The 20709-nt window shown below is 70.5% G+C and carries 21 protein-coding genes; 6 read left to right on the plus strand and 15 right to left on the minus strand.

Features of this window, described 5'->3' with window-relative positions:
- Positions 1 to 27 precede the first annotated feature (27 nt).
- Together rph and ACFXKG_RS08415 are read right to left on the minus strand one after the other, a co-directional pair.
- Positions 28 to 759: a ribonuclease PH gene (gene rph / locus ACFXKG_RS08410; RefSeq protein WP_384834310.1), complete on the minus strand. Its 732-nt coding sequence runs from the start codon at positions 757 to 759 to the stop codon at positions 28 to 30.
- Between the two features lie 215 nt (positions 760 to 974).
- Complete coding sequence (locus ACFXKG_RS08415; protein ID WP_365813002.1) at positions 975 to 1208, minus strand: PTS glucose/sucrose transporter subunit IIB; 234 nt, start codon at positions 1206 to 1208, stop codon at positions 975 to 977.
- Positions 1209 to 1387: 179 nt separating this feature from the next.
- Here ACFXKG_RS08415 and ACFXKG_RS08420 point away from each other — a divergent pair, with 179 nt between their 5' ends.
- Together ACFXKG_RS08420 and ACFXKG_RS08425 are read left to right on the plus strand one after the other, a co-directional pair.
- Positions 1388 to 2668, plus strand: coding sequence for a PTS transporter subunit EIIC (locus tag ACFXKG_RS08420; protein WP_384834314.1), 1281 nt, complete (start codon positions 1388 to 1390; stop codon positions 2666 to 2668).
- Positions 2669 to 2820: 152 nt separating this feature from the next.
- Entirely contained in the window at positions 2821 to 4107 is a 1287-nt protein-coding gene (locus tag ACFXKG_RS08425; RefSeq protein WP_384834317.1) for a PTS transporter subunit EIIC, read from the plus strand.
- Between the two features lie 115 nt (positions 4108 to 4222).
- On the opposite strand, the gene ACFXKG_RS08430 is transcribed toward ACFXKG_RS08425, so the two are convergent.
- From ACFXKG_RS08430 to clpS, 8 genes are all read right to left on the minus strand, one after another.
- Positions 4223 to 4981 (minus strand): MBL fold metallo-hydrolase, encoded by a 759-nt coding sequence (locus ACFXKG_RS08430; protein WP_365812997.1) that lies wholly within the window; start codon positions 4979 to 4981, stop codon positions 4223 to 4225.
- Between the two features lie 256 nt (positions 4982 to 5237).
- Complete coding sequence (locus ACFXKG_RS08435) at positions 5238 to 6188, minus strand: cysteine synthase (protein WP_365812995.1); 951 nt, start codon at positions 6186 to 6188, stop codon at positions 5238 to 5240.
- Positions 6188 to 6493, minus strand: coding sequence for a MoaD/ThiS family protein (locus ACFXKG_RS08440; protein ID WP_384834321.1), 306 nt, complete (start codon positions 6491 to 6493; stop codon positions 6188 to 6190). Before ACFXKG_RS08440 ends, ACFXKG_RS08435 begins: the two co-directional genes overlap by 1 nt.
- A 160-nt stretch (positions 6494 to 6653) precedes the next feature.
- Positions 6654 to 6770, minus strand: a complete 117-nt coding sequence (locus ACFXKG_RS08445) for a putative leader peptide (protein ID WP_365812991.1) — start codon at positions 6768 to 6770, stop codon at positions 6654 to 6656.
- Between the two features lie 120 nt (positions 6771 to 6890).
- A complete protein-coding gene (locus tag ACFXKG_RS08450) occupies positions 6891 to 7304 on the minus strand; it encodes a Mov34/MPN/PAD-1 family protein (RefSeq protein WP_384834324.1) in 414 nt (137 codons plus the stop codon).
- 115 nt (positions 7305 to 7419) lie between these two features.
- The gene (locus ACFXKG_RS08455; RefSeq protein ID WP_384834327.1) at positions 7420 to 8898 is read right to left on the minus strand and encodes an amino acid permease; all 1479 of its coding nucleotides are present in this window, start codon (positions 8896 to 8898) and stop codon (positions 7420 to 7422) included.
- Between the two features lie 451 nt (positions 8899 to 9349).
- A complete protein-coding gene (locus ACFXKG_RS08460) occupies positions 9350 to 9952 on the minus strand; it encodes a DUF2017 domain-containing protein (RefSeq protein WP_384834330.1) in 603 nt (200 codons plus the stop codon).
- Positions 9952 to 10299, minus strand: a complete 348-nt coding sequence (gene clpS, locus ACFXKG_RS08465) for an ATP-dependent Clp protease adapter ClpS (protein ID WP_384834333.1) — start codon at positions 10297 to 10299, stop codon at positions 9952 to 9954. Before clpS ends, ACFXKG_RS08460 begins: the two co-directional genes overlap by 1 nt.
- 103 nt (positions 10300 to 10402) lie before the next feature.
- Between clpS and ACFXKG_RS08470 the strand changes: the two genes are divergently transcribed.
- Entirely contained in the window at positions 10403 to 11731 is a 1329-nt protein-coding gene (locus ACFXKG_RS08470; RefSeq protein ID WP_384834336.1) for a nicotinate phosphoribosyltransferase, read from the plus strand.
- Between the two features lie 454 nt (positions 11732 to 12185).
- Positions 12186 to 12791, plus strand: coding sequence for an isochorismatase family protein (locus ACFXKG_RS08475; protein ID WP_384834339.1), 606 nt, complete (start codon positions 12186 to 12188; stop codon positions 12789 to 12791).
- Positions 12792 to 12885: 94 nt separating this feature from the next.
- On the opposite strand, the gene ACFXKG_RS08480 is transcribed toward ACFXKG_RS08475, so the two are convergent.
- Entirely contained in the window at positions 12886 to 13212 is a 327-nt protein-coding gene (locus ACFXKG_RS08480) for a hypothetical protein (protein WP_384834342.1), read from the minus strand.
- Positions 13213 to 13336: 124 nt separating this feature from the next.
- Positions 13337 to 15760, minus strand: a complete 2424-nt coding sequence (locus tag ACFXKG_RS08485; RefSeq protein ID WP_384834345.1) for an immune inhibitor A domain-containing protein — start codon at positions 15758 to 15760, stop codon at positions 13337 to 13339.
- A 459-nt stretch (positions 15761 to 16219) separates the two neighbouring features.
- Here ACFXKG_RS08485 and ACFXKG_RS08490 point away from each other — a divergent pair, with 459 nt between their 5' ends.
- The gene (locus ACFXKG_RS08490; RefSeq protein ID WP_384834348.1) at positions 16220 to 16513 is read left to right on the plus strand and encodes a hypothetical protein; all 294 of its coding nucleotides are present in this window, start codon (positions 16220 to 16222) and stop codon (positions 16511 to 16513) included.
- 36 nt (positions 16514 to 16549) lie between these two features.
- Here the strand turns inward: ACFXKG_RS08490 and ACFXKG_RS08495 are convergent, their stop codons facing one another.
- Together ACFXKG_RS08495 and ACFXKG_RS08500 are read right to left on the minus strand one after the other, a co-directional pair.
- Positions 16550 to 17389, minus strand: a complete 840-nt coding sequence (locus ACFXKG_RS08495; RefSeq protein WP_384834351.1) for an RDD family protein — start codon at positions 17387 to 17389, stop codon at positions 16550 to 16552.
- Between the two features lie 85 nt (positions 17390 to 17474).
- Complete coding sequence (locus ACFXKG_RS08500) at positions 17475 to 18923, minus strand: RDD family protein (protein WP_384834354.1); 1449 nt, start codon at positions 18921 to 18923, stop codon at positions 17475 to 17477.
- 472 nt (positions 18924 to 19395) lie between these two features.
- Here ACFXKG_RS08500 and ACFXKG_RS08505 point away from each other — a divergent pair, with 472 nt between their 5' ends.
- Positions 19396 to 19869 (plus strand): SsgA family sporulation/cell division regulator, encoded by a 474-nt coding sequence (locus tag ACFXKG_RS08505; protein ID WP_384834357.1) that lies wholly within the window; start codon positions 19396 to 19398, stop codon positions 19867 to 19869.
- Between the two features lie 55 nt (positions 19870 to 19924).
- Here the strand turns inward: ACFXKG_RS08505 and ACFXKG_RS08510 are convergent, their stop codons facing one another.
- On the minus strand, positions 19925 to 20707 hold the full coding sequence (locus ACFXKG_RS08510) for a hypothetical protein (protein WP_384834359.1): 783 nt from the start codon (positions 20705 to 20707) through the stop codon (positions 19925 to 19927).
- Between the last annotated feature and the right edge of the window lie 2 nt (positions 20708 to 20709).

The following is a 20709-nucleotide window of genomic DNA, read 5'->3' on the forward strand; positions in this document are numbered from 1 at the left end:
CGTACGGGCGCACAAGTACGGGGCCGGTCAGGCCGTCCGGGCCAGGGCCTCGTTCTGGAGGGCGGCGAGGTCGACGCAGCCGGCCGTCGCCAGGTCCAGGAGGGCGTTCAGTTCCTTGCGGTCGAAGGGCTCGGCCTCCGCGGTGCCCTGGACCTCGACGAAGCGGCCGTCGCCGGTGCAGACGACGTTCATGTCGGTCTCGGCGCGGACGTCCTCCGCGTAGCAGAGGTCGAGGAGGGGCGCGCCGTCGACGATGCCGACGCTGACGGCGGCGACGGTGCCGGTGAGGGGGCGGCGGCCGGCCTTGACGATCTTCTTGCCCTGGGCCCAGGCGACCGCGTCGGCGAGGGCGACGTAGGCACCGGTGATGGCGGCGGTGCGGGTGCCGCCGTCGGCCTGGAGGACGTCGCAGTCGAGGACGATGGTGTTCTCGCCGAGCGCCTTGTAGTCGATGACGGCGCGCAGGGACCGGCCGATGAGGCGGCTGATCTCGTGGGTGCGTCCGCCGATCTTGCCGCGTACGGATTCGCGGTCGCCGCGGGTGTTGGTGGCGCGGGGCAGCATGGAGTATTCGGCGGTGACCCAGCCTTCGCCGCTGCCCTTGCGCCAGCGCGGGACGCCTTCGCTGACGGAGGCGGTGCAGAAGACCTTGGTGTCACCGAAGGAGATGAGGACGGAGCCCTCGGCATGCTTGCTCCATCCGCGTTCGATGGTGACGGGGCGGAGCTGTTCGGGGGTGCGGCCGTCGATTCGAGACATGGCCGTGAGCCTATCCGGAGGCGGGGAGGAGCCTGATCCGGTGGTGGTGACCGTGGTCGGATTCAGGCCCCGTCCGTACCGCGAGCGGCGTCGGGGGCGGGACGTTCCCGCGCCGGGCCGCGCGGGCCTCGCGGGGCCGAGCCCGTTCCGCGCCGCGGCCGTTCCGGGCCGAGCCCGTTCCGTGCTGCGGCTGTTGCGCCGCGGCTTCGGCGGACCTACATCATGTCTTCGATGTCCGCCGCGATGGGGTCGGCGTCCGTGCCGATGACCACCTGGACCGCGGTGCCCATCTTGACCACGCCGTGGGCTCCGGCGGCCTTGAGGGCGGTCTCGTCGACGAGGTCGGGGTCGACGACTTCGGTGCGGAGGCGGGTGATGCAGCCCTCGATCTCCTCGATGTTGTCGAGCCCGCCGAGCCCGGCGACGATCTTCTCAGCCTTGGTGGCCATGTCTTTACTCCCTGACGTTCGAACACAGACCGTTTCGTCACCGTAACGCACGGTTGGCCCATCTTCGCGGGCGTGCGGTCACGCCGTACCGAATGATGGCGGGGAGAAGCCTAGCCCAACTGGTCTACACCAGTCGTGGCGGGATGGGAGAGGGGCGGGCGAGGGACGGGAGAACGCCGATGAGCGCCGACAGCACCGCCGCGCCCGGGCAGCCGGCGGGGCCGCGGCAGTGGCGCTGGAGCGGGCTGTTCCAGGGGCTGCAGAAGGTCGGCCGGAGTCTGCAGCTCCCGGTGGCGGTGCTGCCCGCCGCCGGTCTGCTGGTCAGCCTGGGCAATCTCTTCGCGGCGTATCTGCACGGGCCGTTCTGGGACAGGACGGCGAAGGTGTTCACGCAGGGCGGTACGGCGATCCTCGACGGGGCGTTCGGGCTGCCGCTGCTCTTCTGCATCGGCGTGGCGATCGGCTTCGCGAAGAAGGCGGACGGGTCGACGGCGCTCGCCGCGGTCGCCGGTTTCCTCGTCTACCACAACGTGCTGGCGGCGTTCCCGGTCGGCGGTTCGGTGACGAAGGCGGCGCCGGAAGGTGTTCCGCAGAACCCCGGGGTGCTCGGGGGGATCCTGATCGGGCTGCTGACCGCGGTGGTGTGGCAGCGGTTCCACCGGACGCGGCTGGTGGACTGGCTGGGGTTCTTCAACGGGCGCCGGCTGGTGCCGATCCTGATGGCGTTCATCGGTGTGGTGCTGGGCGTGGCCTTCGGGTTGCTGTGGCAGCCGGTGGGTGATGCGCTGACGGCGTTCGCCAAGCAGCTCATCGGGCTCGGCGCCTGGGGTGCGGGGATCTTCGGGGTGGCGAACAGGCTGCTCATCCCGATCGGTATGCATCAGTTCCTGAACACGTTCTTCTGGTTCCAGGCGGGTTCGTTCACCAAGCCGGACGGGACGGTGGTCCAGGGCGATCTGACCCGGTTCTTCGCGGGGGACCCGTCGGCGGGGCAGTTCATGTCGGGGTTCTTCCCGATCATGATGTTCGGCCTGCCGGCCGCCGCGCTGGCCATCACGCACTGCGCGCGCCCGGAGCACCGCAAGCGGATCGCGGGGCTGATGCTCTCCGTCGCCCTGACGTCGTTCGTCACGGGGGTGACCGAGCCGCTGGAGTTCTCCTTCATGTTCGCGGCGCCGCTGCTGTACGGGGCGCACGCGCTACTGACGGGCGCCTCGATGGCGATCACCTGGGCGCTGGGGGTGCACGCGGGGTTCAGTTTCTCGGCGGGGCTGATCGACTACGTCGTCAACTGGCACCTGGACACCAAGCCCTGGCTGATCATCCCGATCGGCCTGTGCTTCGCGGTGATCTATTACGTGGTCTTCCGCTTCGCGATCACCGTGTTCGACATTCCCACGCCGGGGCGGGAGCCCGAGGAGCTGGAGCGGGAGGGCGAGCAGCAGAACACCAGGGCGTGACGGCCCGGCGGGTCCGCCGGCGCGTAATCCACGTCACATCTTTCGCCGAATTGCGGCGGTTCCTTATCTCTTCCTCACCGTGTACAACTGGTCTAAACCATTAGTGGTGTAGACCACGCGGCCGTGTGCCGCGTTCCCCCTGGAGGAAGTTGATGTCCACGGCCAGCGCCGCCCCCGCGGCGGAGAACAAGCCCGCTGCGGAGAAGCCCAAAAGGGGCAGCGCTGTCATGTCCGTGATGCAGCGTATCGGGCGCAGCCTGATGCTGCCCGTCGCCGTCCTGCCCGCCGGGGCGCTGCTCGTCCGGCTCGGGAACGCGGACATGCTCGGCCGTGACTCGTTCCCCGCGTTCATCACGAAGATCGCGGGCTTCATGGCCGCGGGCGGCAACGCGATCCTGGACAACATGCCGCTGCTGTTCGCCGTGGGCATCGCGATCGGCTTCGCGAAGAAGGCGGACGGCTCGACCGCGCTCGCCGCCGTCACCGGCTATCTGGTCTTCAAGAACGTGCTGGCCACCTTCACCGACTCCAACCTGCCCAAGGTGGCACAGGTGGTGGACGGCAAGGTGGTGATGACGGACGCGCCCGTCGACGCGAAGGTGCTGGGCGGTGTGGTGATGGGCATCGTGGTCGCCCTGCTGTACCAGAAGTTCTACCGGACGAAGCTGCCGGACTGGGCGGGCTTCTTCGGCGGCCGGCGTCTCGTCCCGATCCTCGCCGCCTTCGCCGGGCTCGTGATCGGTATCGTCTTCGGCTACATTTGGCCGGTTCTGGGCGCCGGACTGCACAACTTCGGTGAGTGGCTGGTGGGTTCGGGCGCGGTCGGCGCGGGCATCTTCGGTGTCGCCAACCGTGCGCTGATCCCGGTGGGCATGCACCACCTTCTCAACTCGTTCCCGTGGTTCCAGGCCGGTACGTTCGACGGGAAGAGCGGCGACATCAACCGCTTCCTGGCGGGCGACCCGACGGCGGGGCAGTTCATGACCGGCTTCTTCCCCATCATGATGTTCGCGCTCCCCGCGGCCTGTCTGGCCATCACGCACTGCGCGCGCCCCGAGCGCCGCAAGGCCGTCGGCGGCATGATGCTCTCGCTCGCGCTGACCGCGTTCGTGACGGGCGTCACGGAGCCGATCGAGTTCACGTTCATGTTCATCGCGCCCGTGCTGTACGCGATCCACGCGGTGCTGACCGGTGTTTCCATGGCGCTGACCTGGGCGCTCGGCATGAAGGACGGCTTCGGCTTCTCGGCGGGCGCGGTCGACTTCTTCCTCAACCTGGGCATCGCGACCAACCCGTGGGGGCTCGCGCTGGTCGGGCTCTGTTTCGCGGCCCTCTACTACGCGATCTTCCGCTTCGCGATCGTACGGTTCAATCTTCCGACGCCGGGCCGGGAGTCGGACGAGGAGCTCGCCGAACTCCGCAAGGCGGAGGCCAAGTAGGCGGCACTCCCGCTCCCCCCAGGGCCCCGTGGGCCCGGCCGATGTCAGGACCGGCCGGGCCCACGGTCGCGTGCGTCGGACGCCGGATCCCGGGCGCCGGGTCTCGGGCGGCGCGTCAGATCTCGTAGACCGCGCCCGGAACGGCCAGTTCCGCCGGGCCCGCGTACACGTCGCGCGCGTCGGCCAGGTTCCGGTCGCCGTCCGTCCACGGCGGCACATGTGTGAGGACGAGCCTGCGGGCGCGGGCGCGGGCGGCGTGTGCGCCGGCCTCTCGGCCGTTGAGGTGCAGGCCCTCCACGTCCTCCTTGCCGTAGGTGAAGGCCGCCTCGCAGAGGAAGAGGTCCGTGTCCTCGGCCAGCTCGACCAGTGGGTCGCAGACACCGGTGTCCCCGGAGTACGTGAGGGACCTGCCGTCGTGCTCGACACGGATCGCGAAGGTGTCGACGGGGTGCGCGACCTTCTCCGTACGGACGGAGAACGGGCCGATGTCGAACGAGCCCGAGCCCGGCTTGAGGGTGTGGAAGTCGAAGACCTCGCTCATCGCCTTGTCCGAAGGGGTGTCCGCGTACGCCGTGGTGAGTCGCTGTTCGGTGCCCTCGGGGCCGTAGACGGGGATCGCGTCGCAGCGTCCGCCGTCGAAGCGGTAGTAGCGCGCCACGAAGTAGCCGCACATGTCGATGCAGTGGTCGGCGTGGAGGTGGCTGAGGAAGATGGCGTCGAGGTCGTAGAGACCACAGTGGCGCTGCAACTCTCCGAGGGCGCCATTACCCAGGTCGAGGAGCAGCCGGAAGTCGTCGGCCTCTACGAGGTAGCTGGAGCAGGCCGATCCCGCGGAGGGGAACGAGCCCGAACAGCCGACGACGGTGAGCTTCATGGAGCGGGAACCTCCGTGGCGTGGACGGCGGGGCGACGGGGGTCGTGCGTTTACCGAGCGTAAAGCGCGAAAGGGCTGGTCGCTCCTTCACAGTGGTCCGTTGTGGGGGAACTCACCCAGGACGTCACTGGTTCGGATGGTCCGTACGGGTGGGCCCGCTGCCCGCGCCTTGTTTCCCGTCCTCCTGCGCGCTCTTTCGCACTCCCTCGCGCTCCTTCGCGCCCCTTCTCACGTACAGCACGAGCGGGCGCGGGCACTACGCCCAGAGCTGGCCGTGCAGCCTCTCGATCGCCTCTTCGGTCGTCGCCGCGGTGTAGACGCCCGTCGACAGGTACTTCCAGCCGCCGTCCGCCACGACGAACACGATGTCGGCGCTCTCCCCCGCCTTGACCGCCTTCCGGCCCACACCGATCGCCGCGTGCAGCGCCGCGCCGGTGGAGACGCCCGCGAAGATGCCTTCCTGCTGGAGGAGTTCGCGGGTACGGGTGACCGCGTCCGCCGAGCCGACGGAGAAGCGGGTGGTGAGGACCGAGGCGTCGTAGAGCTCGGGGACGAAGCCCTCGTCGAGGTTGCGCAGCCCGTAGACGAGGTCGTCGTAGCGGGGCTCCGCCGCGACGATCTGGACGGAGTCGACGTGCTCGCGCAGATAGCGGCCGACGCCCATGAGCGTGCCCGTGGTGCCGAGGCCTGCCACGAAGTGGGTGATGGACGGCAGGTCGGCCAGGATCTCCGGGCCCGTCGTGGCGTAGTGGGCGCCCGCGTTGTCGGGGTTGCCGTACTGGTAGAGCATCACCCAGGAGGGGTTCTCCGCCGCCAGTTCCTTCGCCACCCGTACGGCGGTGTTGGAGCCGCCCGCGGCGGGGGACGAGACGATCTCCGCCCCCCACATCGCGAGCAGGTCGCGCCGTTCCTGCGAGGTGTTCTCCGGCATGACGCAGACGATGCGGTAGCCCTTGAGCCGGGCCGCCATGGCGAGCGAGATGCCGGTGTTGCCGCTGGTGGGCTCCAGGATCGTGCAGCCGGGGGTGAGCCGGCCGTCCTTCTCGGCCTGCTCGACCATGTGGAGCGCGGGCCGGTCCTTCACGGAGCCCGTCGGGTTGCGGTCCTCCAGCTTGGCCCAGATCCGTACGTCGTCCGACGGGGAGAGCCGGACGAGACGGACCAGGGGCGTGTTGCCGACCGCCGCCAGCGGGGAGTCGTACCGCATCAGACGGAGCGCTTCGGGTCGGGCGCGCCGCCGGCCACGGCCGGGAGGATGGTGACGCTGTCGCCGTCGGCGAGCTTGGTGGCGATGCCGTCCAGGAAGCGGACGTCCTCGTCGTTGAGGTAGACGTTGACGAAGCGGCGGAGCTGGTTGTCCTTGGCGGGGTCGATCAGCCGCTCCCGGATGCCGGCGTGCCGGGTGTCGAGGTCGGCGAAGAGCGCGGAGAGCGTGTCGCCGGTGCCCTCGACCGCCTTGGCGCCGTCGGTGTAGGTGCGGAGGATGGTCGGAATGCGGACCTCGATGGCCATGGCGTGGGCTCCTGTCGGGAGACATCGTGACGGGCGGGAGACTGCGTGACGGGCGCGCGGCTCGGGCCCCCCGCGCGAGGGGGTGGTGCGGGTTTGCGGAGATGCGACGACGTGCGGGTACGTACGGGTACGGAAGACCGCGCTCCGGGCAGGCCGTCGCTCAGCCGGCGGCGCGGCCGGGACAGATGGCGCTGGCGAGGCGGCACAGATCGACGTGCAGCCGCGCCACGAGCAGCGGTGTGCTCGGCGTCTTGTCGCTCACGTCGATGGAAACCATGCGCTCATCGTATCGATTCCCGTTTGGCGCCCGGGCATGCGTTCCCAGTAGGTGGACGTCTGACGTCCACGGAGTGGACAGCCGGGCGGAGAGGGCACAGGACCTGCGGCGCAGGGCCGGTCAGACGATCTCCACCTGCTCTTCCTCCACCGTGCCGTCCACGATGCGGTACGAGCGGAACTGGAAGGGGCCGGAGCCGTCGGTGTCGGCGGTGGAGACCAGGACGTAGTGGGCGCCGGGCTCGTTCGCGTAGGTGATGTCCGTACGGGAGGGGTACGCCTCGGTCGCGGTGTGCGAGTGGTAGATGATCACCGGTTCCTCGTCGCGGTCGTCCATCTCGCGGTACAGCTTGAGGAGGTCCACCGAGTCGAACTCGTAGAAGGTGGGCGAACGGGCGGCGTTCAGCATGGGGATGAACCGCTCGGCCCGGCCGGTGCCCTCGGGGCCGGCGACGACGCCGCACGCCTCGTCGGGGTGGTCGGCTCGCGCGTGCGCGACGATCTGGTCGTGCAGGGCCTGGGTGATGGTGAGCATGAAGAAAATATAGAGGGACCGGCACACGCGCCCCCGGATCAGGGGTCGGCCAGGATCCGGGGGCGGGGACGGTGCGGGACGGGGACGGACAGGCGTCAGGGGTTGCCCGTACGGGTCACTCGGCGACGGGGGCGTACTCCGGGGTGCCGGAGGGCCCGGAGGGCTTCGGCCGCTGCGGGGTGCGGTTCTTCACGTACCGCCAGCCGATCGCGAGGAAGACGGCCCAGACCGCCCCCACGTAAAGGGAGATCCGCGCGTCGCTGTCGTACGCGATGAGGCAGGTGACCAGGGCGAGGAAGCCGGCCGCGACCCAGCTGAAGAGCGATCCGCCGGGTGCCGGGAAGGACGAGGCGGGCAGCCGGCCCGCCTCCACCGCGCGCCGGTAGCGGATGTGGCTGATCAGGATCATCATCCAGGTCCAGATGCCGGCGGCGGTGGCGACCGAGGTCACGTAGCCGAACGCCTTCTCCGGGACGATGTAGTTGAGGACCACACCGATGCCCATGAGGGCGACGGAGACGGTGATGCCGACGGCCGGGGTCCGGCGGGCGTTGAGCCGGCCGAAGGCGCTCGGTGCCTCGCTGTTGGCGGCGAGGTCGCGCAGCATCCGGCCGGTGGAGTACATGCCGGAGTTGCAGGAGGAGAGCGCGGCGGTCAGCACGACGAAGTTGACGATGCCCGCGGCGAGCGGGATGCCCATCGTCTCGAAGGCGTGGACGAAGGGGCTGGTGCCCGCGGAGAACTCCGTCCACTTGACGACGGAGAGGATCACGAGGAGCGCGCCGACGTAGAAGACGATGATGCGCCAGGGCAGCGTGTTGATGGCCTTGGGGAGGGTCTTCTCCGGGTTCTCGGACTCGCCCGCCGTGACGCCGACCAGTTCGACGGCGAGGTAGGCGAACATGACGCCCTGGAGGGTCATCAGGCTGGAGCCGATGCCGTTGGGGAAGACGCCCTTGTGCTCCCAGAGGTTGGCGGCGGTGGCGGTGTCACCGGCGTCCGAGAAGCCGAGGGTGAGCACGCCGAGGCCGATGACGATCATGCCGATGATGGCGGTGACCTTGATCATCGAGAACCAGAACTCGACCTCGCCGAAGATCTTCACCGAGATCAGGTTCACCCCGAAGAGAACCACGAGGAAGACGAGCGCGCTGACCCACTGAGGGATCTGCGGGAACCAGAAGTGGATGTAGATCGCGGCGGCGGTGAGTTCCGCCATGCCGGTGACCACCCACATCAGCCAGTACGTCCAGCCGGTGGCGAAGCCGAAGAAGGGGCCGAGGAACTCGCGGGCGTACTCCGCGAAGGATCCCGAGACGGGCCGGTAGAGGAGCAGTTCGCCCAGCGCCCGCATGATGAAGAAGATCACGACGCCGGCGAGGGCGTACATGAGGATGATGCTGGGACCGGCCTTGGCGATGTTCGCCCCGGCGCCCATGAAGAGGCCGACGCCGATCGCGCCGCCGATGGCGATCATCTGGACCTGGCGACTGCCGAGTCCGCGCTCGTACCCCTCTTCGCCCGGGCCGTGCCCGGCGGGACCGCCGACGGGCCCTTCGCCGCCGTACTCCTTGTCGACCTGCGCAGAGGTCATGGTCGTGCGCCCTTTCTCCATGCAGATCCGAGACCGTGCTCGGCCGCGGACCAGTTTCGTGATCCCCCCCGGATGTGGATGGAGTGCCACCGGCGTTCGGCCGGTCGGAAAACACCCCCGGGGACAGGGGTGGCGTCCCCGGGGGGTCTGGCAGATCTATCACGGGAGGACGGGCGTCCCGCGCCCGCGACTGTGGCACAGCCCACAGGAAAAAGGGGACGAATCGCACCGCGAACCGCAAAGAAGGCCGCGGTGGTGACGGGATCGTTATGCCGAATTGAGCGTCATTTGAGCGAATCGCGGGTGCATCGCGGATGGCGGGACCTCGCCTCACCGGAGCACCGCCGGAGCACCGTCGGAGCGCCGCCGGAGCGCCGGCCCCGGACATCGCCGGGGCGCCGGCCCCCGCCCTCCGGGCCTTGAGGCCTCAAGGCCTCAAGGCCTCAGAGCCTCAAGGCATCAGCGTCTCGACGAGTGTCTCCTGGAGGGCGCCGAGCCAGAGGTACGCCATCACCATCGGCTTGCGCGGGTCGGAGTCCGGCAGCCGGTACAGCTCACCGCCCTCGTCCTCGTCGGTGACCTCCAGCCGCGTACCGATCGTCAGGCGCAGGTCGTTGAGGGCGCCGAGCCAGTGCCGGCAGTCGTCGGGCGTCAGCTTCAGTACGGCGCCGCCCTCGCCCGTGGCGGTGAGCGCGTCCAGCGTCCGGACGAGCGCCACGCCGTCCTCGCGCTTGCGGTCCCGCAGGTCGTTCTCGGTGAACCGCCGGAACTCCGAGGAGTACTCCTTCAGCTCCTCCTCGTCGGCGCCGGAGCCCGGGCCCTCCGGGTCGCCGTACGCGTCCGGGAAGAGCCGGGCCAGCGCCGGGTCGGCCGGGGGTTCACTGGGGCCCGGGGTGAAGAGCGCGGCGAGCGGGTCCTCGCCCTGGGCGGGTTCGTCGGCGGGGCCGATCAGCTCCAGCAGTTGCACGGCCAGCGAGCGCAGGATCGAGATCTCGACCTCGTCGAGCGCGACGGCCGCGCCGCCGCCCGGGATCGCCTCGAAGCGGCCGGCCATCAGGTGCGGTCCTGCGAGAGGGTCGCCCAGAGCCCGAATCCGTGCATCGCCTGCACATCGCGCTCCATCTCCTCGCGGCTGCCGCTGGAGACGACCGCGCGGCCCTTGTGGTGGACGTCGAGCATCAGCTTGTGCGCCTTGTCCTTCGAATAGCCGAAATAGGTCTGGAAGACGTAGGCCACGTAACTCATGAGGTTGACCGGGTCGTTGTGGACGATCGTCACCCATGGCACGTCCGGCTCAGGGACCGCGAAGGTCTCCTCGGCCGATTCGGGGCGTTCGATCTCAGTCGGAGCAACACTCACGGTTCGGGACGACCTTCTTCTCTGCGGGGGGGGCGCCGGCATGCCGCGGCCTCACGCGTCCCATGCTGCCACCACGTGAGCGGTGTCGCACAAACGGCCACCGAGAAATCGTCAGAGTGACGAGTATTCGGGGTAGCATCGTTCTATGAACACTGCGGACCTTGGGCTGCCGGTGGACATTCCGTCGACCGCGCTCTTCACCGATCAGTACGAGCTGACGATGCTCCAGGCAGCACTGCGGGCCGGTACGGCCGACCGGCGCTCCGTCTTCGAGGTCTTCACCCGGCGGCTGCCCGAGGGCCGCAGGTACGGGGTCGTGGCGGGTACCGGCCGGCTCCTGGACGCCGTGGAGAACTTCCGCTTCGACACCGACCTGCTCGGCTTCCTGCGCGACAACCAGGTCGTCGACGAACAGACCCTCGCCTGGCTCGCCTCGTACCGCTTCCGCGGCGACATCTGGGGGTACCCGGAGGGCGAGGTGTACTTCCCCGGCTCGCCGATCGTGCGGGTCGAGGGCTCCTTCGCCGAGTGCGTGCTGCTGGAGACCGTGATCCTCTCGGTCCTCAACCACGACTCGGCGATCGCCGCCGCGGCCTCCCGGATGGCGACGGCCGCGGGCGGGCGCCGGCTGATCGAGATGGGGGCGCGCCGCACCCACGAGCTGGCCGCGGTGGCCGCCGCGCGCGCCGCGTACGTGGGCGGCTTCGACGCCACCTCCGACCTGGCCGCCGGGTTCCGGTACGGCATTCCGACGGTCGGCACGAGCGCGCACGCCTTCACGCTGCTCCACGACAGCGAGCGCGACGCGTTCCGGGCGCAGATCGACTCGCTCGGCCGGTCCACCACGCTGCTGGTCGACACGTACGACGTGGCCGAGGCCGTGCGGACCGCCGTGGAGATCGCGGGGCCCGAGCTGGGCGCCGTACGGATCGACTCGGGCGACCTGCTGCTGGTCGCGCACCGGGTGCGGCAGCAGCTCGACGAGCTGGGCGCGGCGAACACCAGGATCGTCGTCACCTCGGACCTGGACGAGTACGCGATCGCCTCGCTGGCGGCGGCGCCGGTGGACGCGTACGGCGTCGGTACGCAGCTCGTCACGGGCAGCGGGCACCCGACCTGCTCCATGGTCTACAAGATCGTCGCGCGGGCCGCGTCGGCGGACCCGAAGGCTCCGCTCCGGCCGGTGGCGAAGAAGTCGCTGGGCGGGAAGACCTCGGTCGGCGGCCGCAAGTGGGCGGCGCGCCGGGCGGACGCGCAGGGGTACGCCGAGGCCGAGGTGCTCGGCACCGGGGCCGTGCCGCAGGAGCTGCTGGACCGGCAGCTGCTGGTGGAGCTGGTCAAGGGCGGCGAGATCGTGGCGCGCGAGCCGCTGGACGTGGCGCGCGAGCGGCACCGGGCGGCGCGGGCGGCGCTGCCGATGTCGGCGACGCAGCTGTCGCGGGGGGAGCCGGTCATTCCGACCGAGTACGCGTGAGCGGCCGGGTCCCGGGGCACGCGAGGACGAACGGGGTACGGGGAGGGTACGGGCGGAACTCGGGCCGGGTACGGGCCCGGGCACGTGTACGGACGGAACTCGGGCCCGGGCACGGGTACGGGTACCGGCGGAACTCGGGCCGGATACGGGCCGGGTAACGGGTAGGACCGGGCGGGCCGGCGGCGGGCGAGCCGGACGGGCGCGCGCCGGGTGCGTGGGCCGCGGGTGCGGGTGAGACTGGAGGGACAGCGGATGCGCCGTACGAGAGCGATGCGCGCCCCCTCCCGCGCGGCGGCCGGAGTCTCTACGCTCGCAACCCGGCCGCCCCTCCCCCGGCCGCCGTACCGCATCCCGTACCGCTCCGCCACCCGTCACCCGCCACACCCGCCACACCCGTCACACCCGTCAGCCCCTCAGCTCATCGCTTTCCCGCTTCCTCAGTGAAGGACCCGCTATGCACCGCGCACTGATCGTCGTGGACGTACAGAACGACTTCTGCGAGGGCGGCAGCCTCGCCGTGGCCGGGGGCGCCGATGTCGCCGCCGCCATCACCGAACTGATAGGCCAGGCGACCGCCGGTTACCGGCACGTGGTCGCCACCCGCGACCACCACATCGACCCGGGCGACCACTTCGCGGTGCCCCCGGCCGTACCGGACTACGTCACCACCTGGCCGGTGCACTGCGTGGCCGGCACGGAGGGCGTGGGCTTCCACCCGAACTTCGCCCCGGCGGTCGCCTCCGGCGCGATCGCCGCGGTCTTCGACAAGGGCGCGTACTCGGCCGCGTACAGCGGCTTCGAGGGCTTCGACGAGAACGGCGTCCGGCTGGCGGACTGGCTGAAGGCGCGCGAGGTGACCGAGGTCGACGTGGTCGGCATCGCCATGGACCACTGTGTGAAGGCGACCGCGCTGGACGCGGTCCGCGCGGGCCTCACCGCGCACGTGCTGCTGGACCTGACCGCGGGCGTGGCCGAGGAGACCACGGAGCGGGCCCTGACGGAGCTGCGGGAGGCGGGCGTGGAGCTGACCGGCACGCCCGTGGTGGCGGCCCGCGGCTGACCGCCGGAAGGCCGGGAGCGGGGCCCCAGGGGCCTCGGGGCGCCCGTAGGGGTCCTTCGGCGCCCGGCGGAATACGCCGGGACCGGGACGGGCGTCAGTACCCCATCACCGCGGGTCTCAGCAGCGCCCGGATCGGCCGCCACAGCTGGTCCGCCGTCCCCGGCGCGTCCGGTGTCGTACGCCAGAGCAGGCCGTCCGGGTGGTGCAGTACGGCCGTGATCTCGTCCGGTGTCGGCGGCTCCGCGTTGCCGCGCAGATAGACCGCCGGCAGCCCCAGGTTCCGCAGCCTGGTCAGGGCGCGGGCCCGGTTCGCGGCGTGCACCAGGACGCGTACGGTGCCGCCCTCCGCCGCCGGTCTCGGCAGGTTCAGTGCGACCACCACGGTGCCGTTCGGGAGCTTGCTGAAGCCTCCGCTTGCCATGTCCTCATCGCCCCCGTAAGACGTTGTGTCAATAAGAGATCCGTAGGACGCACCTAAACACGATCGGCCGCCGCCCGCTAGAGGGCGACGGCCGATCATGGACTTGACCTGCGATTACTCCAGGTTACTTGCCAGACTTACCGACCTTGACCGTCATCGTCGAGCCGTCGAGCGGCTGGCTGATGATGCTGATCTTGGTGTTGGTGTCAGGAACCTTCACGCTTCCGCCCTTGTTCTCCTCGCTCCAGTAGGTGCCCTTGCGGTCGTCGAAGACCGGGGCGCCCAGGGACGGGGAGATCCGCGTCAGCTTGTCGGCGCGGTGGAGCGACAGACCGCTCGTCGGCCACCAGCTGAAGGTGGAGTCGTACGACTGGATCCGGTTGCGCATCAGCGTGCCGTCCGACCACTTCAGCGGCTTGGCGTGGGCGTCGATCGGCAGGATCAGGCCCTCGCCCGGGTGCTGGCTGGTGTTGTTGTCCTTCTGCGAGGTGTCCCACAGCCAGATCAACAGGCCGTTCTGGTAGGCGAAGTGCTCGACCTTGCCGTCGTTCGGCGCGGTGAAGCCGAAGTTGTACGGGCCGACCTTGAGGGTCTTGTCGTACGAGACGTACTGGCGGTTCTCCGCGATGTAGTACTGCTCGTACTCCTGGGTGAAGGACTCACCGATGCGCGAGAAGCCCTTCGCGGTCCAGCCCGCGTCGTCGCCCTCGGCGTTGTCGGTGAAGAGCGGCGCGCCGTCGGCCGTGAGGGTGATGGCGTCGGCGGTGAAGCCCTTGCCGGCCACGCCGCCGTCCGTCTGGTAGCGGAAGCGCAGGTCGAACTTCTGGCCCGCGTAGGCGTCCAGCGGGAAGCTGAGCTTCTTCGCCGTGCCCGAGACACCGGTCAGGGCCGGCTTGTCGGCGGCGTCGCGGGGCAGGGACTTGCCGTCCGCCGTGCCCTCCAGCGGCGTCCAGTTGGCGCCGCCGTCCGTGGAGACCTCGGTGTAGAGGTAGTCGTAGTCGGCCTCGATGTCCCACCAGCCGGTCAGGTCGAGCGACGCGGCGGACCTGCCGGTCAGATCCACCGAACGGGTGAGGGTGTTCTTGAGGTCGTCACCCATGTCGCTCCACCACTGCTTGGAGCCTTCCGCGGGCTTCACGACCGTCGTCGTCTTCTCCTTCTGGGGAAGTTCGACGACGAGCGCCTGCGGGTTCTTCGTGTTGTACGCGGAGACGCCCAGCTTGTGGGTGGAGTTGGTGGCCGCCTTGGCCTCGGCGTAGTCGAGCCAGCCGAGCTGGAGCTTGTCCCAGGCGGTCATGTCCCCGGGCAGGTCGCCGATCGCGTCCTTGCCGGTGCCGAGCCACGAGCCGGACGACATCAGCGTCCAGAAGGCGGTGGAGTTCTCGCCGCCCGAGGTGTCGTAGAGGTCGGGCAGGCCCAGGTCGTGGCCGTACTCGTGGGCGAAGACGCCGAGGCCGCCGTTCTCCGGCTGCATGGTGTAGTCGCCGACCCAGATGCCGGTGTCACCGACGGGCGCGCCGCCGGCCTTGTTGCCCGCGGGGCCCGTGGAGCCGGCGTTGGTGCCGTACGCGTACCAGCGGTGCGCCCACAGGGCGTCGGTGCCCTGGACGCCGCCGCCCGCGGACTCGTCCTCGCCCGCGTGGACGATCTGGAAGTGGTCGATGTAGCCGTCGGGCTCGTTGAAGTCGCCGTCGTTGTCGAAGTCGTACCGGTCCCACTGGTCGTACTCGGACAGGTACGCCTTGATCTCGGCGTCGGTCTTCCCCTGGGCCTTCTGGCCGGCGGTCCAGGCGGTGAGGCCGTCGCGGACCAGGTCCCAGACGTTGGCGCAGTTGGTGGAACCGCAGTAGTTGGAGCCGTAACGGGCCTCGTTCCACGGCACCTTGACCCAGTCGGAGACCGCGCCGTCGACCGAGTAGCGCCCGGAGGACGTCTTCTCGTAGTACGTCTTCAGGGACTCCTTCTGCTGTCCCTTAGCGTCCTTGCCGGTGCCGAAGTACAGGTCCTGGAAGTGCTCCTGGCTGTAGTCGGCCTGCCAGGCGGTGGAGTTGTCCACCTTCCGGTCGGGCTCGGCGATCTCGTTGTGCAGCGGGCCCGGGTCGCCGCCGTACTTGACGACGGGCGGCAGGGGGCCGTCGGCGCCGTCCGGGTCGTACATCGAGGTGTTGTCGACGTCGTCGCCGAACTCCACGAGGATGGTGAAGATCTTGTCGGTCTTCTCGCGGCCGAGCTCCACATACTTCTTGCTGTCGAGCTTGACGACCTTGGAGCCGCCGCGCTTCTCCACCGTGGCGTCGCCGGATATGACCTGCTGGAGCGCGGCCTCGCGCTGCTTGGACTGCTGCTTGCTGAACGGGCCGTCGAGGTCGTGGTCGACCTGGCCCTTCTGGGGCGCCGGGTCGCGGCGCTCCGCGCCGGACGGGGCGCTGGAAGCGGACGCGGGCTGCTCCTGGGCCTGAGCCGTGGTGAAGGCCGAGGCCGTCGCGGCGGTCGCGGCCAGAGCCACGACCACGGCGGAGACTCGTCTCGCCCGTCGGTTTCTGATCACTTGGTGGTGTTCCTCCCCGGCGCACGCGATCCGCGGACCGGGAGTGTGGATCCGCGCGCGTCTGCGCGTCATAAGTGACGACATTGGACCGGAGTTGGGGAAGAAAAAACAGATCTTGACTTGAACCCGTCAATTGCACTATGCGGCCTTCCGGTTTCGCTATCCGAACAGGGGAGTGAACCGGCCAACGGGCGCATACATCAGGCCTGTTGAAGGGGGGCGTGACTCGATGCGCCCCCCATGCACCGGAGCCATAAGACAGGTCACGCTTACTACCCGTTCCGTCCGGGCATCCACCGTCTAGAGTCGCTATGGAGTGCGACCGCCTTGCGGCGCCCTGGTACCACTTGTCCTCTGTACGAGATACGCGAGACGCACCAAACATCCCCAGAACCAGAGAGTCCCCCAAGCCCCCCAGAACCACACAGATATTGATGCCCCCGAGGGACGGATTCCGCCATGCCGCGTCCGACTGCCGCACAGCTCGCCTACGGCTCCGCCACCATCGTCTGTTCGACGCTCGCCATGCTGCTGCTCTCCGGTACGAGCACGGGGATCGGCGTCGCGGTGATCGGCGTCGCCGCGCTCGGTCTGGGGCTCCTGGTCGCCATGACCGTGCCGCTGCCCCGCAAGGCACGGGCCACGCGGGCGGCCACCCCGCACCGCCACCGGACCACCGGTGACACCGCGACGCGCGGCGAGGTGTCCGGGGCGCGAGCGACGTCTCCGGTCGGTGAGACCGCCCGTCACTGAGTCGCCGTCACTGAACCGGCCCTCGCTGAGTCGCCGTCACTGAGTTGCCGTCACCACAACGGTCCTGGCCGCCTTGTCGTGCAGCCCCTGCTTGTACGGCCGGCTGGCCAGGATCGTCACGATGATGATGAGCCACCAGAGGAAGAGGCAGCAGAGCAGCGCGGGCACCCAGAGCACGGCGGCGCGCACCAGCGAGGCGTTGCCCTCCGGTACCGAGCCGTCGTTGAGCATCGCGACCCGCAGCTTGAGCCACCGCTTGCCGAGGGTCTGCCCGTACTTCTTCGTCATCAGGGTGTCGTAGCCGACGTACGCGATGATCGAGATGAGCGACCAGACCCACTGCGTACCGGTGTTGACCTGGTTGGTGACCTCGTCCCAGCTTCCGGTGTTGTTCGGCGTGTTGCGCCAGCCGCCGACGAGCAGCGAGATGATCGCCAGCGGGATGAAGATGATCAGCGCGTCGATGACCCGGGCCGCGAGGCGGGTGGCGAACGGCGCGAGGGGCGGCATCCCGGCGAGCGGGTCCCCGCCGTAGGGGGAGCCGCTTCCCCCGTAGGGGTCCTGCCCGTAGGGAGAGCCGCCGTACGCGCCGCCGCCGGGGGCGTTCGGATCGTACGGCGGGGCCTTGGGCGGACCGTGCTCGCCGCCGTAGGGAGCGCCGTACGGGGATCCTCCGGAGGACGGCGGAGGCTCGTGGGGCGGTGGCGGTCCCTGCGGTTCCTGTGGCCCGTGCGGTTCCTTCGGCCCGTGCGGTTCCTGTGGCCCAGGGGGCCCCTGTGACTCCCGTGGCCCCTGCGGTTCCTGCGGCCCCTGCGGCTTCTTGAGGAAGGGGTCGTCCTCGGGGGGTGGGCCGGACGGCGGCTGATCATTGCTCATGGGGGCAGTGCACCCCGGCCCGCAGGGACCCGCAACGGCTGAACCGCCGTTCGGACGAACAGCCCGGCCGGCGCCTCACACCCCGTCAGCGGGCGACGAAAGTGTGGGCGATCTTGTCGTGCCAGCACTGCCGCCAGGGCCGGTCGAACAGGCACCACAGCACATTGCCGAGCCCCACGACGAGCACCCCGAGCACGCTGTAGACCAGCCAGCGGCGCAGCGCGGCGCCGAAGGCCGGAGCCTCGTGGGTCTCGATGTCCCGTACGTCGATCCCGCAGAGCTTCTTGCCCAGCGTGCGCCCCCACTTGGCGGTCGGCACCGCCTCGTAGAGCACGCCGACGACCAGCAGGGCGGCGAGGACACCGCCGAGGTAGCCGGCCGTGGTGGCGTCGAGCAGCCAGACCGTGACGGTCTCCCCGGTCTGTCTGGCCGCCTCGACCTTGTCGTCGATATGGGCCAGGGCCCGGGTGATGAGCGGTACGGCGATGGCGGCGACGACCGCCCCCAGCACCACCGTGTCGATCAGCCGGGCGACGACCCGCTTGCCGAGACCGGCGGGGCGGGAGGCGGCCTGGGCGCGCGCGGCCTGGAGGAACGGGTCCTCGACCGGCGGCTTCCAGGGGACCACGGGCTGGTCGGTCCCGTCCCCCTGGGCGAGCCGGTGCACCTGCTGGGCCCAGGAGGTGGCGCCGCCGCCGGCGCCGGCGCTGATGGGCCCGGGGTCGGGCTCGGGCTCCGGCGTGGGAGCGGGCGCGTAGGACTGAGGGGGCTGGGCGGACGGCTGGGCCGGTGGCTGCTGGGCCGGCTGCCGGGCGGGGAGCTGCGGCCTGGGTCCGGCGTCGAGCGCGCGGATCGCCATCGTGCCCGGGTCGGGGCGCCCGGCGGCGGTCTCCTCGCCCTTCGCGCGGCGCGCGGCGCGCAGGGCGCGGATGGTCATCGTCGAGTCGGCGGGCGGCTTGCCGCCCTCACGGGGCCCCGGGGCACGTCCGGAACCGGCGCCGCCGCGCCGCTGGGGGCGGATCGCGACCGTGCCGTCGGTGAGCGGCGCGTTCTCGTCGGCGTCGATGCCGGTGCCCGTGCCGCCGGCGTCCCCGTCCCCGGGGCCCAGGGCCCGTACGCCGGGCAGCGCGCCCCCGGTCGGGTCGGCGGGCGAGGGAGCAGGGGCGGGAACCCGGGGATCCTGTCCCGCGCCCGCACCCGCGCCCCAGGAGACCCGGGCGTCACGCTCGCCCCCGAAGCCGGACTGGCGGGAGGCGTCGGCCTGCCACGCGGAGGCGGGCTCCTGCCGGGGCCGCTCGGGCGGGTCCTCGTCGAGGAAGACGGGCCCCGTCTCGTCGACGGCGGGCGGCGCGGCGGCGGGCAGCGCGGCGGCGGGCAGCGCGGCGGGCGCGCCCTCACCCTCCCGGGGCGCGGGCCGCGAGGTGCCGGGCACCCAGGCGGCACCGTTCCAGTACCGGACATATCCAGGAATGGAAGGGTCCGGGTAGAAGCCTTCCCGGGGTACGTTCCCGCCGTCACCAGGAGGAGTAGCCACTGACCCCAACTCCGTTCGCTCACACCGTGATTTGACCTGACAGGGCCGCCCGGCGCCGGATCGGCGGCCGGGTTCGTACTCCCGCGCGTCCAGGAAGACATTAACGAAGAACTGGGGACCCGGAAGATGGTGGCCACCAGAAACGACCGCGTTCGGGCAGCCGCCCGGCAGTGCTGCTCCGCAGCGTAAAGCTGCGGGGTGGGATCTGTACGCCGACCTGCACGAATTCAGCACATCGGTTCGAACGGAAGCACGCGACCACCCGGCAGAAGACGCGAACCGCGCCCCCAGGTCGTCCACCACCCGGACGGGTAAGGACGGACGGCCCGGAAGCTGACGGCGATGCACCGCCGGGAAGGAGATCCCCCGTACAAAGTTGTTGTCGAAAGTCGCGTCATAAACCAAGACGTGGCGCCTCTCTCCCGGTAAGGCCCCGCAACTGGGCCCCTTGCCAGGAAAGGAAGTGCCCGCCATGCACTCTGTGGTCGAACGCGAGCTGGAACTGAATCTGGTGCTGTCGCCCGAGCACAGCATCCCCGTACCGGCCCGGCTGACGTACCGGACGGACGATCCGTACGCCGTGCACATCGCCTTCCACATCGGCTCGGACGCCCCCGTGCACTGGACCTTCGCCCGGGAGCTGCTGGTGGAGGGGGTCTTCCGGCCGTGCGGGCACGGGGATGTCAGGATCTGGCCGACGAAGGTCGAGGGGCGTCAGGTGCTGTGTCTCGCGCTCTCGTCGCCCGACGGGGACGCCCTGCTGGAGGGGCCGTCGGCGGCGCTGGCGGCGTGGGTGGAGCGGACGCTGCGGGTGGTGCCGCCCGGTACGGAGGCCGGGCGGCTCGGGCTCGACGGCGCGCTGACCGCGCTGCTCGCCCCGGCCGCGGCCGACGAGTTGTGGCTGCGGGACCCGTGGCCGTCGGACGGGTCCGCGGACGACACGTGAACACCCGGGACCCGTGGCCGTCGGACGAGTTCGGGGACGATGCGTGAACGCCCGGTCAGACGTTCAGTTCGCGGGTCTCCTCGATGAACTCGCGGACGACCGCCGCGTTCCGTACGGGCACGTCGCACCGCCCGGTGCTGGTCAGCACGCGGAGCACGGACGGGCCGGACGTCCGCGTCTCCGTCAGCTCCGACCAGTCGATCCCGGCCGGCCCGGCCGACGCGGCGGTCCCGCCCGGCAGGCCGCTCCGCAGGGTGATGCCCTCGTCGGTGACGTCCAGGTCGCCGAGGCGGACCGTGCCGTCGGTGTCCAGGGCCGCGCGCAGCCGGTCGAGCAGCCGGGGGCGTATGCCCGCCTCCAGGGCCTCGGCCAGCTTGTGCTGCCGTACGACGTGGGTGAGGACGACCGGCTGCCCGGCACGGGGCCAGATCGTGGTGGCCGGCGCCTGTTCCGTGGTGCCGAAGCCGCCGGGGCGGAAGTCGATCTCGCTGCCGCCCAGGTCGTGGCCGGTGGCGTCGATGTCCTGCCAGGCGTACGTGACCGGGGCGGCGCGCGGGGTCGCGAGCAGCACGCCGCCCTCGTAGACGACGGCCAGGCGCACGCCCTCGGCGGGCGGGATGCGGCGCAGGCCGGCGAAGCCCGCGTAGAGGAGGCCGGCCACCACGGGGACGTACAGGAAGGGGGACTTGAGGGTGAGGTAGGCGACCACGGAGACCATGACCGCGGGGACGAGCAGGACCTGGATCCAGGGCAGCCTGCGGTACACCCGGTGCACGGAGCGCCGGTCGCCCAGGCCTTCCCTGCCGGCCGTCGTGTCGTACTCGGTCAGCTTGCTCACAC

This window comes from Streptomyces sp. NPDC059255, assembly GCF_042752355.1.
Lineage (GTDB): Bacteria > Actinomycetota > Actinomycetes > Streptomycetales > Streptomycetaceae > Streptomyces.

Bases quoted from the DNA above. Each gene is read 5' to 3' on its own strand.
- ACFXKG_RS08440 (WP_384834321.1), bottom strand. From the start codon at position 6,493: ATGGCCATCGAGGTCCGCATTCCGACCATCCTCCGCACCTACACCGAC.
- ACFXKG_RS08430 (WP_365812997.1), bottom strand. From the start codon at position 4,981: ATGAAGCTCACCGTCGTCGGCTGTTCGGGCTCGTTCCCCTCCGCGGGA.
- ACFXKG_RS08460 (WP_384834330.1), bottom strand. From the start codon at position 9,952: ATGGCCGGCCGCTTCGAGGCGATCCCGGGCGGCGGCGCGGCCGTCGCG.
- ACFXKG_RS08420 (WP_384834314.1), top strand. From the start codon at position 1,388: ATGAGCGCCGACAGCACCGCCGCGCCCGGGCAGCCGGCGGGGCCGCGG.
- ACFXKG_RS08470 (WP_384834336.1), top strand. From the start codon at position 10,403: ATGAACACTGCGGACCTTGGGCTGCCGGTGGACATTCCGTCGACCGCG.
- ACFXKG_RS08415 (WP_365813002.1), bottom strand. From the start codon at position 1,208: ATGGCCACCAAGGCTGAGAAGATCGTCGCCGGGCTCGGCGGGCTCGAC.
- ACFXKG_RS08480 (WP_384834342.1), bottom strand. From the start codon at position 13,212: ATGGCAAGCGGAGGCTTCAGCAAGCTCCCGAACGGCACCGTGGTGGTC.
- ACFXKG_RS08455 (WP_384834327.1), bottom strand. From the start codon at position 8,898: ATGACCTCTGCGCAGGTCGACAAGGAGTACGGCGGCGAAGGGCCCGTC.
- ACFXKG_RS08475 (WP_384834339.1), top strand. From the start codon at position 12,186: ATGCACCGCGCACTGATCGTCGTGGACGTACAGAACGACTTCTGCGAG.
- rph (WP_384834310.1), bottom strand. From the start codon at position 759: ATGTCTCGAATCGACGGCCGCACCCCCGAACAGCTCCGCCCCGTCACC.
- ACFXKG_RS08425 (WP_384834317.1), top strand. From the start codon at position 2,821: ATGTCCACGGCCAGCGCCGCCCCCGCGGCGGAGAACAAGCCCGCTGCG.
- ACFXKG_RS08495 (WP_384834351.1), bottom strand. From the start codon at position 17,389: ATGAGCAATGATCAGCCGCCGTCCGGCCCACCCCCCGAGGACGACCCC.
- clpS (WP_384834333.1), bottom strand. From the start codon at position 10,299: ATGCCGGCGCCCCCCCCGCAGAGAAGAAGGTCGTCCCGAACCGTGAGT.
- ACFXKG_RS08505 (WP_384834357.1), top strand. From the start codon at position 19,396: ATGCACTCTGTGGTCGAACGCGAGCTGGAACTGAATCTGGTGCTGTCG.
- ACFXKG_RS08490 (WP_384834348.1), top strand. From the start codon at position 16,220: ATGCCGCGTCCGACTGCCGCACAGCTCGCCTACGGCTCCGCCACCATC.
- ACFXKG_RS08435 (WP_365812995.1), bottom strand. From the start codon at position 6,188: ATGCGGTACGACTCCCCGCTGGCGGCGGTCGGCAACACGCCCCTGGTC.
- ACFXKG_RS08445 (WP_365812991.1), bottom strand. From the start codon at position 6,770: ATGGTTTCCATCGACGTGAGCGACAAGACGCCGAGCACACCGCTGCTC.
- ACFXKG_RS08450 (WP_384834324.1), bottom strand. From the start codon at position 7,304: ATGCTCACCATCACCCAGGCCCTGCACGACCAGATCGTCGCGCACGCG.